General features: G+C 66.6%; 12 protein-coding genes and 1 tRNA gene. 4 read left to right on the top strand and 9 right to left on the bottom strand.

Annotation, left to right across the window (positions count from 1 at the left end):
- Nucleotides 1–83 precede the first annotated feature (83 nt).
- A complete protein-coding gene (locus OXK16_08720; protein ID MDE0376029.1) occupies nucleotides 84–1,664 on the top strand; it encodes a D-aminoacylase in 1,581 nt (526 codons plus the stop codon).
- 105 nt (nucleotides 1,665–1,769) lie between these two features.
- Nucleotides 1,770–3,257, top strand: a complete 1,488-nt coding sequence (locus OXK16_08725) for a M81 family metallopeptidase (protein MDE0376030.1) — start codon at nucleotides 1,770–1,772, stop codon at nucleotides 3,255–3,257.
- Between the two features lie 34 nt (nucleotides 3,258–3,291).
- Here the strand turns inward: OXK16_08725 and OXK16_08730 are convergent, their stop codons facing one another.
- From OXK16_08730 to OXK16_08765, 8 genes are all read right to left on the bottom strand, one after another.
- Nucleotides 3,292–4,557 (bottom strand): amino acid deaminase, encoded by a 1,266-nt coding sequence (locus OXK16_08730; GenBank protein MDE0376031.1) that lies wholly within the window; start codon nucleotides 4,555–4,557, stop codon nucleotides 3,292–3,294.
- Entirely contained in the window at nucleotides 4,550–5,326 is a 777-nt protein-coding gene (locus OXK16_08735; protein ID MDE0376032.1) for an ATP-binding cassette domain-containing protein, read from the bottom strand. Before OXK16_08735 ends, OXK16_08730 begins: the two co-directional genes overlap by 8 nt.
- The gene (locus OXK16_08740) at nucleotides 5,313–6,311 is read right to left on the bottom strand and encodes an ABC transporter ATP-binding protein (protein MDE0376033.1); all 999 of its coding nucleotides are present in this window, start codon (nucleotides 6,309–6,311) and stop codon (nucleotides 5,313–5,315) included. Before OXK16_08740 ends, OXK16_08735 begins: the two co-directional genes overlap by 14 nt.
- The gene (locus OXK16_08745) at nucleotides 6,311–7,126 is read right to left on the bottom strand and encodes an ABC transporter permease (protein MDE0376034.1); all 816 of its coding nucleotides are present in this window, start codon (nucleotides 7,124–7,126) and stop codon (nucleotides 6,311–6,313) included. The genes OXK16_08740 and OXK16_08745 overlap by 1 nt, the downstream gene beginning before the upstream one ends.
- A gap of 52 nt (nucleotides 7,127–7,178) precedes the next feature.
- Entirely contained in the window at nucleotides 7,179–8,144 is a 966-nt protein-coding gene (locus OXK16_08750) for an ABC transporter permease (GenBank protein ID MDE0376035.1), read from the bottom strand.
- A gap of 170 nt (nucleotides 8,145–8,314) precedes the next feature.
- Nucleotides 8,315–9,949: an ABC transporter substrate-binding protein gene (locus tag OXK16_08755; GenBank protein MDE0376036.1), complete on the bottom strand. Its 1,635-nt coding sequence runs from the start codon at nucleotides 9,947–9,949 to the stop codon at nucleotides 8,315–8,317.
- A 291-nt stretch (nucleotides 9,950–10,240) separates the two neighbouring features.
- Nucleotides 10,241–11,101: an MBL fold metallo-hydrolase gene (locus OXK16_08760; protein MDE0376037.1), complete on the bottom strand. Its 861-nt coding sequence runs from the start codon at nucleotides 11,099–11,101 to the stop codon at nucleotides 10,241–10,243.
- A 17-nt stretch (nucleotides 11,102–11,118) separates the two neighbouring features.
- The gene (locus OXK16_08765; GenBank protein MDE0376038.1) at nucleotides 11,119–11,532 is read right to left on the bottom strand and encodes a cupin domain-containing protein; all 414 of its coding nucleotides are present in this window, start codon (nucleotides 11,530–11,532) and stop codon (nucleotides 11,119–11,121) included.
- 331 nt (nucleotides 11,533–11,863) lie between these two features.
- Between OXK16_08765 and OXK16_08770 the strand changes: the two genes are divergently transcribed.
- Nucleotides 11,864–12,955: a Zn-dependent alcohol dehydrogenase gene (locus tag OXK16_08770; GenBank protein ID MDE0376039.1), complete on the top strand. Its 1,092-nt coding sequence runs from the start codon at nucleotides 11,864–11,866 to the stop codon at nucleotides 12,953–12,955.
- 48 nt (nucleotides 12,956–13,003) lie between these two features.
- On the top strand, nucleotides 13,004–14,482 hold the full coding sequence (locus OXK16_08775; protein MDE0376040.1) for a M81 family metallopeptidase: 1,479 nt from the start codon (nucleotides 13,004–13,006) through the stop codon (nucleotides 14,480–14,482).
- A gap of 204 nt (nucleotides 14,483–14,686) precedes the next feature.
- Here OXK16_08775 and OXK16_08780 read toward each other — a convergent pair.
- Nucleotides 14,687–14,778, bottom strand: a tRNA-Sec gene (locus tag OXK16_08780).
- Nucleotides 14,779–14,868: the final 90 nt, after the last annotated feature.

Raw genomic sequence — 14,868 nt, forward strand, 5'->3', positions numbered from 1 at the left:
ACGCGGCGACGATAATCAGCCCATCGCTCCTCCGGCGGTCTGGCAGGGTTATCCTGCTGCGCCTACCGGAACTGAGGGACGCAATGTTCGATCTGCTCTTCCGTAACGCGACCCTCGTCGACGGAACCGGATCGCCTCCGAAGCGCGCCGACGTCGGCGTGAACGGCGACCGGATCGAGGCGGTGGGGTCGATCTCCACGGACGCGGAGGCCCTGAGGATGCTCGATGTCACCGGGAAGGTCCTGTGCCCGGGCTTCATCGACATCCACACCCACTCGGACCTGAGCCTGCTGGCCGACGGGACCGGGGAGAGCAAGCTCCGCCAGGGAGTGACCACGGAGGTGGTCGGCAACTGCTCCTTCTCGGCGTTCCCGATAGAGCCCTCCCGGCTTCACCTGCACTCCGATCATCTGGCCCGGGTGACCAGCCCCGTCACGCCGGACTGGGTAGATCTCGACGGGTACGCCGCGGCCCTTGAAGAGGCGGGACTGGCGATCAACGTCGCTCCGCTGGCCGGCCACGGGACGCTGCGGGTGGCGGCGATCGGCATAGACAGCAGGCCCCCCACCGGCGACGAGTTGGCCCGGATGGTCAGTGACCTCGAGTGCGCGCTCGACCAGGGGGCCTTCGGGATGAGTACGGGGCTGACGCATGTGCCCAGTTCCTACGCCGCTTTCGACGAGATAGCGGAGCTGGCCCGGGTCCTGGCGCGCCGGGAGGCCCTGTACGCCACCCATTCGAGACCGCATGAGGACCGGGAACGGGGCGCCGTCGGCGAGGCCGTCGACATAGGACGGCTAACGGGAGTGACGGTGGAGTTCAGCCACCTGGCCATCAACGACCCGGAACTCTGGAACACGGGTGAGCGCGTGCTGGAGCTCTTCTCGGAGGCGAGGGAGTCCGGCGTGGACATCTTCTTCGATGTCTACCCCTACGACGCATCATCGTCCTCCCTGACCCAGTACCTGCCGCCCTGGGTTCAGGAGGGAGGAACGGAGGCCATGCGGTCCCGCCTGGCGGATCCGGCCACCAGAACGCGGGCGCTCCACGACATGACTCGGGGCTGGTTCGGAGGCATACCCTGGCTGTTCGACCGGTTCGTGATCAGCGAGTGCCCGGACGGCTTCGGAGTCTCCCGGTCTCTGGAGGAGCTGTCAGCCGAGGCCGGCGCCGACCCGTACGAGATGACGCTGGAACTGTGCGAACGCTACGGCAACCTGGCACAGGTGGTCCTGTTCTACCGGACCGAACAGGACGTCCAGACCTTCCTGGCCGATCCGCTGGCCGTGGTGGGTTCCGACGGGAACGCCGTGCCGCTCCACCAGCCGAGCGCCCGGCCCCACCCGCGCTTCTTCGGCACGTTCCCGCGGGTTCTCGGAAGGTACGTGCGGGAAAGGCAGATCCTGACCCTGGAGGACGCTGTACGCAAGATGTCGGGTGAACCCGCCCGGCGGCTGGGGCTCGAGGGACGGGGAACGGTCAGGGAGGGGAAGATCGCGGATCTGGTCGTCTTCGATCCCGAGACCGTGAGGGACACCACCGGTTTCGGCCAGGTTCCCGCCGCGCCGGTCGGAATCGAAACGGTGGTGGTGGCGGGGAGGGTCCTGCTGGAGGATGGCGCCGTCTCCACCGAACGGCCGGGACGGGTGCTGCGCAGGAACTGAGGCGGGCCGTACCGACGCCCCTCCCGCGTCCGTAGCCGTCGCGGGTCGCCGGTCCGCCCGGTATTGTCGGAAGCCGGACAGACCCCGCCGTGCGAAGGAGCGAGCTTGCGGATCGCAGTACTTGGCCTCAGCCACGAGTCCAACACCTACTCTCCCGTACCGGCGAGCCTCGATCGGTGGCTTGCGGCCGGTCCCGTGGAAGGCGCCGGCCTGTTCGACCGCTACGCCTCCTCGGAGGCGAGCCTGGCCGGATACCTGGAGCTGGCCTCGGAGCCCGGAATCGACCTGGTACCGCTGGTCTTCTACGACCTCACGCCCATGGGCGCCATCACGGCCGAGGCCTTCGAGACCATGGCCGGACGGCTCGTCGCCGAACTCGAGCGGCACGGACCCTGGGACGCCATACTGCTCGCCCTGCACGGTGCGGCCGTCTCGGAGGGTTACCGCGACGCAGACGGGGAGATCCTGAGGCGGGTGCGCTCCCTCGTCGGTCCCGACGTTCCCATCGGCCTGGTGCTGGACATGCATGCCAACATCTCCCCGGCCATCGTCGAGCACGCCACGCTGGTCACCACGTACATGACCAATCCCCACCTGGATGCCCGGCGGCGTGCCCGGCTCGCGGCCGACCTCACCCTGAAGACCGCCCGGGGGGAGATCCAGCCCGTCATGGCCCTGGAGATGCCTCCCCTCGCCGTCAACATCCTGCGGCAGGGCACCGACGACTCCCCGATGCGGGAGCTCGTCGCGCTGGCCCATGAACAGGCGCAACACCCGGGGGTCCTGGCCATGAACGTTGCCGAAGGATTCCCCTACGCCGACGTGGAGGAAATGGGAATGGCCTTCCTCTGCGTCACCGACGGGGATCCGAACCTCGCCTCGGAGGCGGCGCGGATCGTGGCGGGCGAGGCTTGGCGAATGCGGAGACAACTCGATGGGAAAGCGGTCGCGATCGAGGACGCCCTGCTCCGGGCTGCGAACGATGGGCGGCGGCCGATCGTGCTGCTCGACGTGGGCGACAACGTCGGAGGGGGAAGCCCTGGGGACTCCACCCATGTGCTCGCGGCCGCCCGGCGGCTCGGTATCGGTGGGCTGTTCCAGTCCCTGTGCGACCCGGAGGCGGTTCGGGCCTGCCAGGAGGCGGGCGTCGGTGGATCGGTCAGCATCTCGGTCGGGGGCAAGACCGACGGCCTGCACGGCGAGCCGGTACCGATCACGGGCACGGTCCGCCTGCTCGACGGCGGGAAGTTCGAGGATCCGGGAGCCACACATGGCGGCTTCCGTTTCTACGACGCGGGTGATCGAGCCGTTGTCCATACCACCGAGGGCCACCTGCTCATGCTCATCAGCCTGCCGATGGGCAACACCAGCCTCCAGCAGCTGATCAGTGCGGGTATAGATCCCCTGGAACAGCAGGTGATCGTCGCCAAGGGAGTTCACTCGCCTCGAGCCGCCTTCGAACCGATCGCGGCGGACATGATCTGGATGGCCACCCCGGGATGCACCACCGCAGACCTGGGCCGGCTCGACTACCGGCACCGTCGGAGACCGATGTTCCCGTACGAACCCGAAGCGAGTTACCCCGGGCGTTGACCCTGCGGCCGCAGGTCGGGCGACCGGTGCCGACTCAGAACAGGGTCCGCGCCACCGAGACAACCCGGTAGTCACGCCCCACGATCGGGATCGCCCTCCACTTGTCGAAGGTGGTGCACGGATGCGAGATGCCGAAACCCACGAGATCGCCCACGGCAAGCGGTGTCTCATCCTCCAGGTCGATGAAGGCGTGCTGGTCGTTGAGGGCCACCGTCCGCATCGGTGGCGCGGCCTCGACCATCGCCTCGTCCTTCGTACGCACCTTCTTGGCGACCGGCAGCATCCCGTCGAAGGAGATGTCGCGGCGGCCCACTCCCACGATCGCCCGGGCCGGTTCCGGCCGGGACAGGACCGTCCCCCACACCTCGATGGCGGGGATCAGGTGCTCGGGATAGCCGGTCCTGCCTGTCTCTCCCATGGGGGACGTGCGATGCACCGAGCCGTCGTCGTGGGTCAGGTAGCAGCCGCTGCGGATCACCACCCGGTTGGGTTGCCCCAGTTCGGCCCGGGACAACCGTGCTACCACCCGGTCGAAGTAGGAGCTGCCGCCGGCGGTGAGGATCAGGTCGGGACAGGGCTCGAACCACCCGCGCCGGGCTACCTCGCAGGCCAGATCCACCATCTGATCGAGGAACGCGTCGACCACCTGGAGGGCGCTGCGGTCACCCTGGGCTCCCAGGATGCCTTCGAATCCGGCGACTCCCGTAAGGGCAAGATGCGCGGAGGAGGCCGCGGCGGACGCCACGGCCAAGCCCTCATCCATGGTCCTCACGCCCGCCCGCCCTCCGGGGACTCCCATCTCCACCAGGACCGGGAACCGCCGGTCGGGTTGCAACCGCCCCAGGACCTCGTCGAAGACGGCCACCCCGTCGAGCGAGTCGACATAGCACATAACGTCGAAGCCGCCGTCCCGGGCTGCGGCCAGCCACTCGATCTCGCCGGGGGACACCACCTCATTGGCTATCAGCACCCGGGGAACGCCGCACTCGCGCATGACCATGGCCTGCCAGGTGGTGGCGGCGGTGATCGCCCAGACCCCGTCGTCGATCTGCATCCGGAACAGCTCGGCAGACATCGTGGTCTTGCCGTGCGGAGCCAGGTCCACCCCGTTCCGCAGGCAGAACGAGCGCATGGTCCCGCGGTTGTGGTCTAGGGCCGAGCGCAGGAGCACCGCTATCGGATAGGCGACATCGCTGTCGAAGATCGACCATCCGGCCCTGCCCCCGGCACGGAGCGGAAACCCCTTCGGCCGGGCGGCGTCCGGATTGCTCGCGCCGGCAGGCTCGATCAGTTCATGCACGGAGGCTGACGGCCCGCGCCGAATGGACGAGCGCGGCGGTGTAGGGGTCGGAGGGGCGGCTGAGCACGTCGGTCATGGGCCCGGCCTCCACGATTATGCCGTCCTTCATGACGATCACCTGCTCGGAGACCCTGCTGATGACCGCCAGGTCGTGCGAGACCATCACCAGGGCCAGGCCGAGTTGCTCCCGCAGGTCCATGAGCAGGTTGAGCACCTGTGCCTGCACCGAGACGTCGAGGGCGCTGGTCGGCTCGTCGGCATAGAGGACGTCGGGCTCGACCGAAAGGGCACGGGCCACCCCCACCCGTTGCAGCTGCCCGCCGGACAGCTGGTGCGGGAATCTGGGGAGAACCTCGTCGGTGAGTCCCACCCGCTCGAGCCAGCCGATCATCTCGGTGTCGGTGGGCACGCGGCGCTCGATCGCCCGGACCGGCTGGCTCAACGACCGGCGGATGCTCATGCGTGGATCGAGGGATCGCCGGGGACTTTGGAACACGATCTGGTTCCGCCTACGAAGCTCCCGCGGGTCGTTCGCGAGCCAGTCCCCCAGCTCCCGCCCGTCGAAGATGACATCGCCCTCCTGGTGGATGAGGAGACCACACAGAACCCGGACCAGGGTCGATTTTCCCGACCCCGACTCACCGACCACGCCCACGGCCGATCCCGCTTCGATGGACAGGTCGAGATCCTCGAGCGTCCACGGCAGGGCGCCGCGTCCCCGCACGCTCGGGTAGCGGAAGTGCAGCCCTCGGGCCTCAACTAGCGGCATCGAGGTCTCCCTCCGAGCCGGCCACGACCTCGATCGGGTTCCAACACTTGAAGATGTGACCGTCGCCCGCCACCGATATCTCGGGGGGTTGCGCGCACGAAGCGATCTCCGCGCTGCACCGACCCCGGAACCGGCAGCCGGACGGGAACCTGTCCAGGGCCGGCACCGAGCCGGGGATGACGTCGAGCTGCCGGCCCACGATCTCGCCGAGATGCTCGTCATCGGCGATACCGGGGTTGGCGGACACCAGCGCCTGGGTGTAGCGGTGCCGCGCCTGCCTGATCACCGTCCGAGCCGGACCGAGTTCGACCAGCTGGCCACCGTAGACGACGCCTATCACCTCACTGATCGTCTGGATGACACCGAGGTCGTGGCTGACGAAGAGCAGGCCCATCTTGCGCTCGACGCTCAGCTCACGCAGCAGCGAGAGAATGCCGCTCTGGACCGTGACGTCCAGCGCCGTGGTCGGCTCGTCGGCGATAAGCAGCTTCGGGTCACAGGCGATCGCTATCGCTATCAGGACGCGTTGTTGCTGACCTCCCGACAGCTGGTGCGGGTACCGGCGCATCAGGGTTCTTGCATCGGGTAGATGGACCTGGGTGAGCAGTTGGAGAACGCGTGCGCGCAACCGGTCGCGGGGAAGATCCATATGCAGACGGATCGCCTCGGCCACCTGGCGACCGACCCGCATCATCGGATTGAGCGCCTTGGCGGGATCCTGGAAGATCACCCCGATGTCGCGGCCGCGCACCTCGGCGAGCCGGCGATCGCTCAAGCCGACCAGTTCCCGGTCATTGAAACGGACCGATCCCGACACGACGGCGGTGCTGGGCTGCAGGCCGACGATGCTCATGGCCGTCATCGTCTTCCCCGACCCGGACTCGCCCACGATCCCCAGGCGAGTACCGGCCGGGATATCGAGCCGCTCGACGGAGACGATGGTGTGGCGACCGATGGCCACGTCGAGGTCTCGGATCTCGAGCATCAGATGAGCCCCGAGCGCGAAGCCTGCTGCGGATCGAGGATGGTGCGCAGCCCGTCCCCGAGGAGGTTGAACCCGAGCACGGTGAGGACGATTGCCACGCCGGGGAAGAACATCAGCGTCGGGGCTGCCTCGAGCAGGGGCTGGGACTCCTGTAGCAGTCTTCCCCAGGAGGCGGTGGGCGGCTGAGCGCCTATGCCGAGGAAGGCCAGGGCCGCCTCGATCAGGATTGCTGCGGCGAACATGACCGAGCCCAGCACGATCAGGAGGGGGGCAATGTTGGGCGTCACATGGTGCAAGAGCACGTACCACTTGGTGCGGCCGTAGGCGTAGGCCGCCTCCACGTAGTCGAGCGCCAGGATCTGGCGGGCGGGGCCGATCGTCACCCTGGCCGCGATCGGGATGAACCAGAAGGTGATCGCCACGATCGCCGCCTGGTTGCCGGGCCCGGTCGATGTCGCCAGCACCAGGGCTATCAGGATTCCGGGCAGCGCTACGCCGACGTCGATCAGCCGGGACAGCACGTTCCGCCAGAAGGGACCGGCACCGGCGGTCAGGAGCCCGAGCAGGGCGCCCACCACGATCGCCACGAATGTGGACAGCAGGCTGACGTACAGGGAGTTGCGAGCGCCCGCCATGAGTTGGCTGAGGACGTCGCGGCCGAACTTGTCGGTACCGAACACGTATCTCTCGCTCCCCGGCGGCAGCAGGCGGTCCGCGACGACCAGTTTCAGGGGGTCATGCGGCGTCCACACGTACGAGAGGAGGGCGATGAACAGGAAGGAGCCGACGAGGGTTCCGCCGATGATCAGCGGCAAGGGTAACCGCAGGACGCGACGCCACAACGGCGGTCTGGATCGGGCGCGCTCGTCAAGCAATTGCCTTGCCTCCCTGGCTATCGCGAATCCTGGGATCGATGAGTACGTAGGCGATGTCCATGAGGAAGTTCATCACGAGAATCATCAACAGGATGACCAGGATCAGCGACTGCACGACTATCACCTCGCGGCCGAGTACCGAGGTGACCAGAAGGCGCCCGATGCCGGGGATCACGAACACGTTCTCGATCACCACCGTGCCGGCCATGAGGGCGCCGAGCTGCAGGGTGCCGACGGTCACCAGCGAAACCGAGGCGTTCCGCACCCCGTGGACGCGGGCCGCGCCGCGCCGGGTACGCCCCTTGGCCATGGCGGTGCGGATGAAGTCCTCACCCATCACGTCGAGCATGGCTGAGCGGACATAGCGGGTCAGCACCGACGTGATCCCCAGGGAGAGGGCCAGCGTCGGCAGCACGAGCCCTTTCACCGCCTCGACCAGGTCTTCGAACGGGGAAATGTAGCCGCCGGTGGGGAACCACCCGAGCCGGATGCCGAAGACCAGGACCATGATGAGTCCCGCCCAGAACGCCGGTATGGCGATGCCGATCTGGCTGGCGACGTCTATGACCCCGCCGCGGAGCTTCTTGACCTGGATGGCCGAGTACGTCCCGAGCGCCAGGGCAGCCGGGATCGAGATGAGCAGTGAGCCGAAGGCCAGCAACGTGGTCGGGCCGAGCCGCCGCAGGATCTCGTCGAAGATGTCGAAACGCGCCGAGTAGGAAGTGCCGAGATCTCCCGTGAACACTCCGCCCAGCCAGCTGAAGTACTGGACGTACCATGGGGCATTGAGGCCCAACTCCTCCTGAAGGGCCTCCAAGGCGCCGGGGGTAGCGTACTGGCCCAGGATGACGTGCGCGACATTGCCGCCGATGGAGCGCAGCAGGCCGAAGACGATCATCGATCCCACGAAGGCGGCCAGGACCAGTGATAGGACGGACCGGGTGATCACGCGCGCCACGCGAACCTCCCCCTAGGAGGGTGTGTCCTCAGGGGTATACCACACCGCGGCGCCCGGCGGGACAGCGGGCCGGCGGGAGAAAGCCGAGTGGGGGTCCGCCAAACCAATGGCGAACCCCCACCGTGGTTCGGTAACCCCGAGGCCCACACTTGTCAGGCTTCAGCCATCCTTTAGGAGTCAGCCCAATGCAGGTCACCCGCGTAAATGTGGATGTCCGGTAGGCGGTGCTGCTTGATCCCGGCCAGATCCGACCGGTACAGCACCGGAACGTTCGGCTTCTTGGTCGCGAAGATCCATCCCTCGTCGGCCACGTAATCGTGGAGCGCGCGCTGTGCCGCGACATACTCGTCGTAATCGGCAATGACCTCGATGGCGTCGATCATCGCGTCCATCTCTTCGTCGCAGAACGCCTGGTTCCCACGGCCGAAGGGCTGCCGGTTCCGGTCGCAGCGATAGTTCGTCAGCGGTGCGCCGCTGGTGATCTGGAACACCTGGTACTGGCCCTGCGTGTTGACCTGGTCCAGCCACGTCGCAAGATCCAGGCTACGCAACTCGATCGTCACCCCGATCTCGGCCATTTCGGCCTGGAAGACCTGTGCCATCACGGTGTGCCACGCAACGTTGGCGAACGGGAAGTCCAGCACCAACTCGCCCGGGCCGTAACCGGCCTCAGCGAGCAGCGCGACCGCCCGCTCCGGGTCGTAGGGATACGGGCAGTAGTCCGAGTCCCACGCGATGCCCGAAGGAACCGCCATCGAGCACGAGGGCGTGGCCGTCCCGGCCGTCGCCGCGTCGATGTGCGCCTGGCGGTTGTGACCGTGCTGGATCGCCTGGCGTATCCGGATGTCCTGGAACTCCGGAACGTTGGTGTCCAGCAACCAGTAGGAGACCTCGGTCCCCGGAATGAGAACCAGTTCGATGCCGTCGTTCTCGCCGGAGACGGCGAAGACCCGGTCCATGCCCTCGGCGATCACCGACGCGACCATGTCGAGCTCACCGCCCAGAAGGGCGTTGATCGCGGCGGTCTCATCGGGGATGAAGCGCTGGATCGCGGTCTCGAAGTAGGGCTTCTCACCCCAGTAGTCCTCGAACCGGGTCATGGTCAGGTCCTGGTCGATCCGGTACTCGGCGAACACGTAAGGTCCGGTGCCGAGGACCGTTGTCGCGGCGTCGTGGTCCTCGAAGAAGTTCTCCGGAACCATGATCCCGGCCCGATCCGCCATGGTGTTGACGAATGTGAGGCTCGGTGCTGCGAGAGTGACCTCGACCGTGTAGTCGTCGACCGCCTCGGCAGAGGAAACGGCTCCGTAGGGGCTGGCCGTCCTGTCGACGCTGGCTTGAGAGTTGGCGTTCATCGAGTACACCACGTCCGCGGAGGTGAAGTCGGATCCGTCGTGGAAGACAACCCCCTCGCGCAGGTTGAAGGTCACCGTGAGGCCGTCGCCGCTGACGTTCCAAGATTCGGCCAGCAGCGGGGAAAGCGAGCCGTCCGCCTCCATAAGGACGAGCGTCTCCCAGACGTTCAACAGCAACGGTGCGGTGACCGCCGTCAGTCCGGTCTCCCGGTAGTCCCAGTTCGGTGGCTCCTGCGTGTACGACCAGGTTACGGTCGTTCCGCGCGGGTCCTCGACCTCCTCCATCGCCGCCGTCGTGTCAGGAGCACTCGTGGTCTCCGGAGTCTCCGGAGCCGCCTCCGCCGCGGTGGTCGTGGTCGCCTGGGTGGCTGGGGCGGCCGCAGCCGTGGTGGTCGTCTCGTCCGCTTCGTCGGTACCACAGGCAAAGGCAACCAGAGCGAGCGCTACCAAAAGAAGTCCTAGTCTGCCCTTCTTGTACCAATGTCTCACCCTTGGCCTCCTTCCGCAGGGGATTGCCACCCTGCTCGTTGGGCCGGCAGGATGACTAGCAACTAGATCACCCTACGCCGACTTCACCCTCCCATCAATTGATATTGGCCCAAATCAGGCCCGACAGTCGCTGTTCAGCAGCCTCTTCCAAGCAGCCGATGCGTCCTTGCTGATCCCCAGCGCAAACACCCATCCGTTGGGCCCCCTTAGGGCTCAGGAAATTCGACAGATCACGGGTCGGTAGGTTGCCGGTCAGATGTCGATCACATCCAACTCATCGGCCAGGATCACCTCGCCGTCGAAGATGGCCTTAACGTCAGACCTGGCCCGCGCCTCCGACTCCGCACCTTCCAGCCCGGGTCCGCGATGGACCAGGATCAGCTTCTCAACTTCCGCCTCACGGGCCATCATCGCCGCACCCGTGGTCCCGGTCTGGCCCGGAACCTCACCGCACTCCTGCATTGTCTCCTGGTGGTCCCAGCACATGCTGACCAGGGCGGTCGCCCCCCGGGCGAGGTCGATCACCGAGCCGCACGGCTCCGTATCCCCTGTCACGACGATGCTGGCCGTAGGCGTCTCGATCCGGTATGCGAGAGAGTCGAGGAACGGCTGCACGTGGACGGCTTCTGCGGACCGAACCAGCCAGTCGGGACCCTCGATCACGGAACCGGGGCCGATATCGGCGGCGTCCACCACGGGAGCCGGGCGCGGCAGGACACCCCCACGGTTCACGAAGACCCGTTGGCTCACCGGCGTCCCGACCCGGGCCTTCCAATCGTGGGCGAAGACCCCGTCCTCGCCGATCAGGCCCTCCGTGAGGCTTGCCGTGAGCGTCGGTCCCCGTACCTTGAGCATGCCCTCTCGGCCGATGCTCTGATCCCACCTGCAAAGCAGGAAACAGGGGTAGTCGGCGTCGTGGTCGAAATGATGGTGCGTGAAGAAGAGATGGTCGATGCGGGTCGGCCACAGACCGGCCTTCACCAGCTTGTGGGTGGCGGCCGGACCGCAATCGAACATGACCAGGTCAGACCCGGTATCGACCACATAGGCCGTGCCGAAACGCTGCGGCGTCGGTGTCGGAGTCCCGGCACCGATGACATAGAGCCTGCTCACGAGATCCCTCCCGACCGTCAATCCCTGTCCTGCGCCAGCCAGCGCTGCTCGCTGCCGGCGGGCGCGTACATCCAGAAGACCACCATCGGCCCATCGGGACCGGCGGTGGTCACATGGTGGGCGTATGGAGGTGTCACTACCACCGACCCGGGCGTCACGTCGATGGTCGTGCCTTCGATGGTGATGGAACCGCTGCCCCTGAGCACCGTGGCGATCTCCTCGGCGCGGTGGGTGTGGTCGGGCGTGGAGAACCCGCTTGGCAGGGCCGCCACACCGATGGCGATGTCGGACGACGTTCCGCGTTCCGGTGTGACCTGGACCGCCAGCACCCTTCCTTCGATCAGAGGGAATCCGGGACGACCGCCTTCTTCCAGAGCCGCGAGCGCCTCGTCTGCCAAGGCGGAGAGGTCCCGTACTTGATACTCACCCATCCCAGCCTCCCATTCGCTCCGATCCGGCGGTTGTCCAGCCCCGGCTGCTCATGTTGCCCTTCCACCCACTCGACCGGAATCGTACCCGGCGGGCACGGCCGAGGGGGGTACTCAAGACGTCCAGTTGGCCCCATAGCAGTCAACGAAACTCCAGGTAGAAGTATCCTGGGCCAACCACTCCCCGTCCTCTTCAGCACGCTCCTATCATTCCCGCCAGGAACCCTCTACGGATTCCCGAGATAGGACTGTGGCAGGGGATCCCCATCAGCAACGCGGAAGCAGCCGTGGAAGTATGGCAACCCGCCGAAGAGTCTCTCAAGGAGAGTAACCCATGCTGATAACCGCCCCTGTCCTCGTCAAGCCCAGGGAGCCGATGCAGATGCTCGATCTGGAGCTCGACGATCCGGGTTTCGGGGAAGTCCGGGTGAGGATGGTGGCCAGCGGGGTTTGTCATAGCTGCCTGCATGCAGCCGACGGTTCCCACGTCGGCATACCCATGCCCATCGTTCTCGGCGACGAGGGCTCCGGCGTGGTGGATTCGGTGGGCCCCGGTTGCCGGTCGTTGTCACCCGGGGATCACGTCATCATCTCCTGGGCGCCCGACTGCGGCATCTGCCGCCCGTGCTGCCTCGGTTACCCGGCCCTCTGCCTGAACAACCCACCGGTCGGCAGGATGGGAGACGGCCGCACCCGCTTCCACTACCAGGGGAAAGACGTGTACCACTACGGTCCGGCTACCTACGGGCCCTACATAGTCGTGCCTGAGGAGGCGGCCGTGAGCATCCGGAAGGACTTCCCCCTCGACCTCGCCGCGCTAATCGGATGCTCGGTGACCACCGGATTCGGGGCGGTGGTGAACACCGCCGGTGTCCGCTCCGGACAGAGCGTGGCGGTCATCGGTTGCGGGGGCGTCGGGCTCAACGCGGTGCAGGGTGCGGCCGCAACGGGCGCCTACCCGATCATCGGCGTCGACGTCGTCGACTCCAAGCTCGAATACGCCCGCCACTTCGGGGCTACCCACACCATCAACTCCCGCGCAGAGGATCTGATCGACGCGATCACGGACCTGACCGGCGAAGGGGTCGACTACAGCATCGTGGCCGTGGGCAGTACCACCGCGATGGAACAGGGTCTGGCCATCCTCGCCAAGCAGGGAATAGAAGTCATCCTGGGCCTTCCCGGCACCGGGGAGACCTTCGCGGTCGATCCCTTCCTGATGATGCAGGGAGAGCGAAAGATCCTGGGATCCCGGTACGGGAGCGGGAACCCCATGGTGGAGTTTCCCAAGATGATCGAGTTGGCCATGGCCGGCCGGCTCAACATCGACGAGTTGGTCACCCGGAGATACGACCTCGACGAGGCGGACGAGGCCTTCAGGGCACTGGCTGCAGGGGAGCAGGCCCGAGGACTGATCGTCTTCTAGGAGGAACCGGAGCAGGTCGGGTTACTACGGGACGCAGGAGGTAGCGACATGGGTGGTAGCGAGCGGATCCTGGTTGCGCTGTTCCGCCAGGAAAGCCACAGCTTCGTCCCGGGGGCCACGACCCTGGCCGACTTCGAGAGGTTCGGGATACCGACCGGGGCCGATGTGCTGCGGCGAGCCGGCAACAGGGAGATCGACGGTTACCTGGATGCAGCCGAGGACCTCGGCGTCGAGTTGGTCCCCGTGCTGGATACCAAGGCGCAGTCTGGTCCACCCTTGGACGACGCTACTTTCGAGCACCTGGTCGGCCGGGTGTGTGACGGGATAAGCCTCCACCGGGACGGGATCGACGGGGTGATGCTGGGCCTCCACGGCGCGATGGTCACCCACAGCCTCGACGATGCGGAGGGTGAGGTCCTGGCCCGGGCACGAGCCATCGTCGGGCCGGACATTCCCATCGCCACCACGCTCGACCTTCACACCCATATGACGCGGCGCATGGGCGAGACGGCGGACATCCTGGCGGGATACCAGACCTGCCCCCATGTGGACCTGCGGCGTACCGGCGAAGTAGCCATGCGCACTCTCATACGGACCATCCGTGGTGAGGTGGAGCCGGTGGTTTCCCAGCGGAAGGTCCGGATGATGACCGGGGCGGAGACGCATGACGACCGCCGGTTCCCCAACCGGGAGGTTATAGCCGCCCTCCACGAGGCGGAGAGAGACCCGCGGGTGCTGGCCGCCAGCGTGTTCTGCACCCAGCCCTGGCTCGACATCTCGGAACTGGGTTGGACGGTGGTCATCGTCACCGACCGGGACCCGGATTTGGGCCGGTCGCTCGCCGACGAGATCGCCCTGAAGGCCTGGAGCCTGCGGGACCACTACCTCGTGAAGAAGACCGATGTCCACGAGGCAATCGACACGGCGCTCGCGTCGGACGGGGTCTTCGCCCTGTCGGAGGGTTCTGACAGCACCACCGCCGGAGGACTGGGTGACGGAAACCTGCTGCTGAAGGCACTGCTGGATCGTGGCGTCGACGTTCCATGCCTGCTGATGGTCAGCGATCCGGCGGCGGCCGCTGCCTGCGCGCAGGCCGGCGTCGGCGCCAGGGTGACCACCCCCCTCGGAGGTAGCGCGAACCCCGCCTTCTACAGCCCCGTGGAGGTGACCGGCACCGTGGCCACCCTCACCGACGGACGGTACATAAACCACTACGGCGGAATCCGGCCCGTTGACATGGGTCCAACCGCATTGCTCCAGGTGGGATCGATTTCGATCATGGTGACCACGCATCGCCCACCCATGGTCGACTACGAGGCTTACCTCAGCGTGGGCGCCGACCCCCGGAAGATGCGGATAGTGCAACCCAAGTCCGCCGGCGCCTACCTCGAGTACTACGAGCAGATCGCGACCTGCATCGACCTGGACGTCCCGGGTCCCTCGGGCAGCGATCTCACCGCCCTTCCCTTCAAACGGATAAAGAGGCCGCTCTGGCCCTGGGACCGCGACCTGCAAGACCCCTGGTAGTTCTGGTCAGCCCCGACTCTTCGTGCGCGAAGTCTGTCGGGATGGATCGTGTCTGCTACCAACCGCCTCGGCCAGGACTACGACGTACCGGTCTCACGAAGACGGGTCTCCTCCCCGACGCGAGGGCTGTCACAACCGAGAGGAACCATTGACACCCGCTAACACCGTCATCGATATGTGCGCCAGGGAAGCACGCAGGGGTTGCGGAGGCGGACGGGAATCGAACCCGCCGGGGCACTCTCGTACCCCCACTGGTTTTGAAGACCAGGGAGCCCACCAGGCGCTCGTTCGCCTCCACCGCGGAGCTTACCCCCTGCCGATACCGTCGGACCCAAGGGTCTGGTCTTCTGCGGATGCGGCTACCCTCATGCGACCGGAACACCGGA

This window comes from bacterium (assembly GCA_028821235.1).
Lineage (GTDB): Bacteria > Actinomycetota > Acidimicrobiia > Spongiisociales > Spongiisociaceae > Spongiisocius.

Excerpts from the sequence above, each read along its gene's own strand:
- OXK16_08740 (MDE0376033.1), bottom strand. The coding sequence starts at position 6,311 with ATGCTCGAGATCCGAGACCTCGACGTGGCCATCGGTCGCCACACCATC.
- OXK16_08765 (MDE0376038.1), bottom strand. The coding sequence starts at position 11,532 with ATGGGTGAGTATCAAGTACGGGACCTCTCCGCCTTGGCAGACGAGGCG.
- OXK16_08720 (MDE0376029.1), top strand. The coding sequence starts at position 84 with ATGTTCGATCTGCTCTTCCGTAACGCGACCCTCGTCGACGGAACCGGA.
- OXK16_08770 (MDE0376039.1), top strand. The coding sequence starts at position 11,864 with ATGCTGATAACCGCCCCTGTCCTCGTCAAGCCCAGGGAGCCGATGCAG.
- OXK16_08735 (MDE0376032.1), bottom strand. The coding sequence starts at position 5,326 with ATGCCGCTAGTTGAGGCCCGAGGGCTGCACTTCCGCTACCCGAGCGTG.
- OXK16_08775 (MDE0376040.1), top strand. The coding sequence starts at position 13,004 with ATGGGTGGTAGCGAGCGGATCCTGGTTGCGCTGTTCCGCCAGGAAAGC.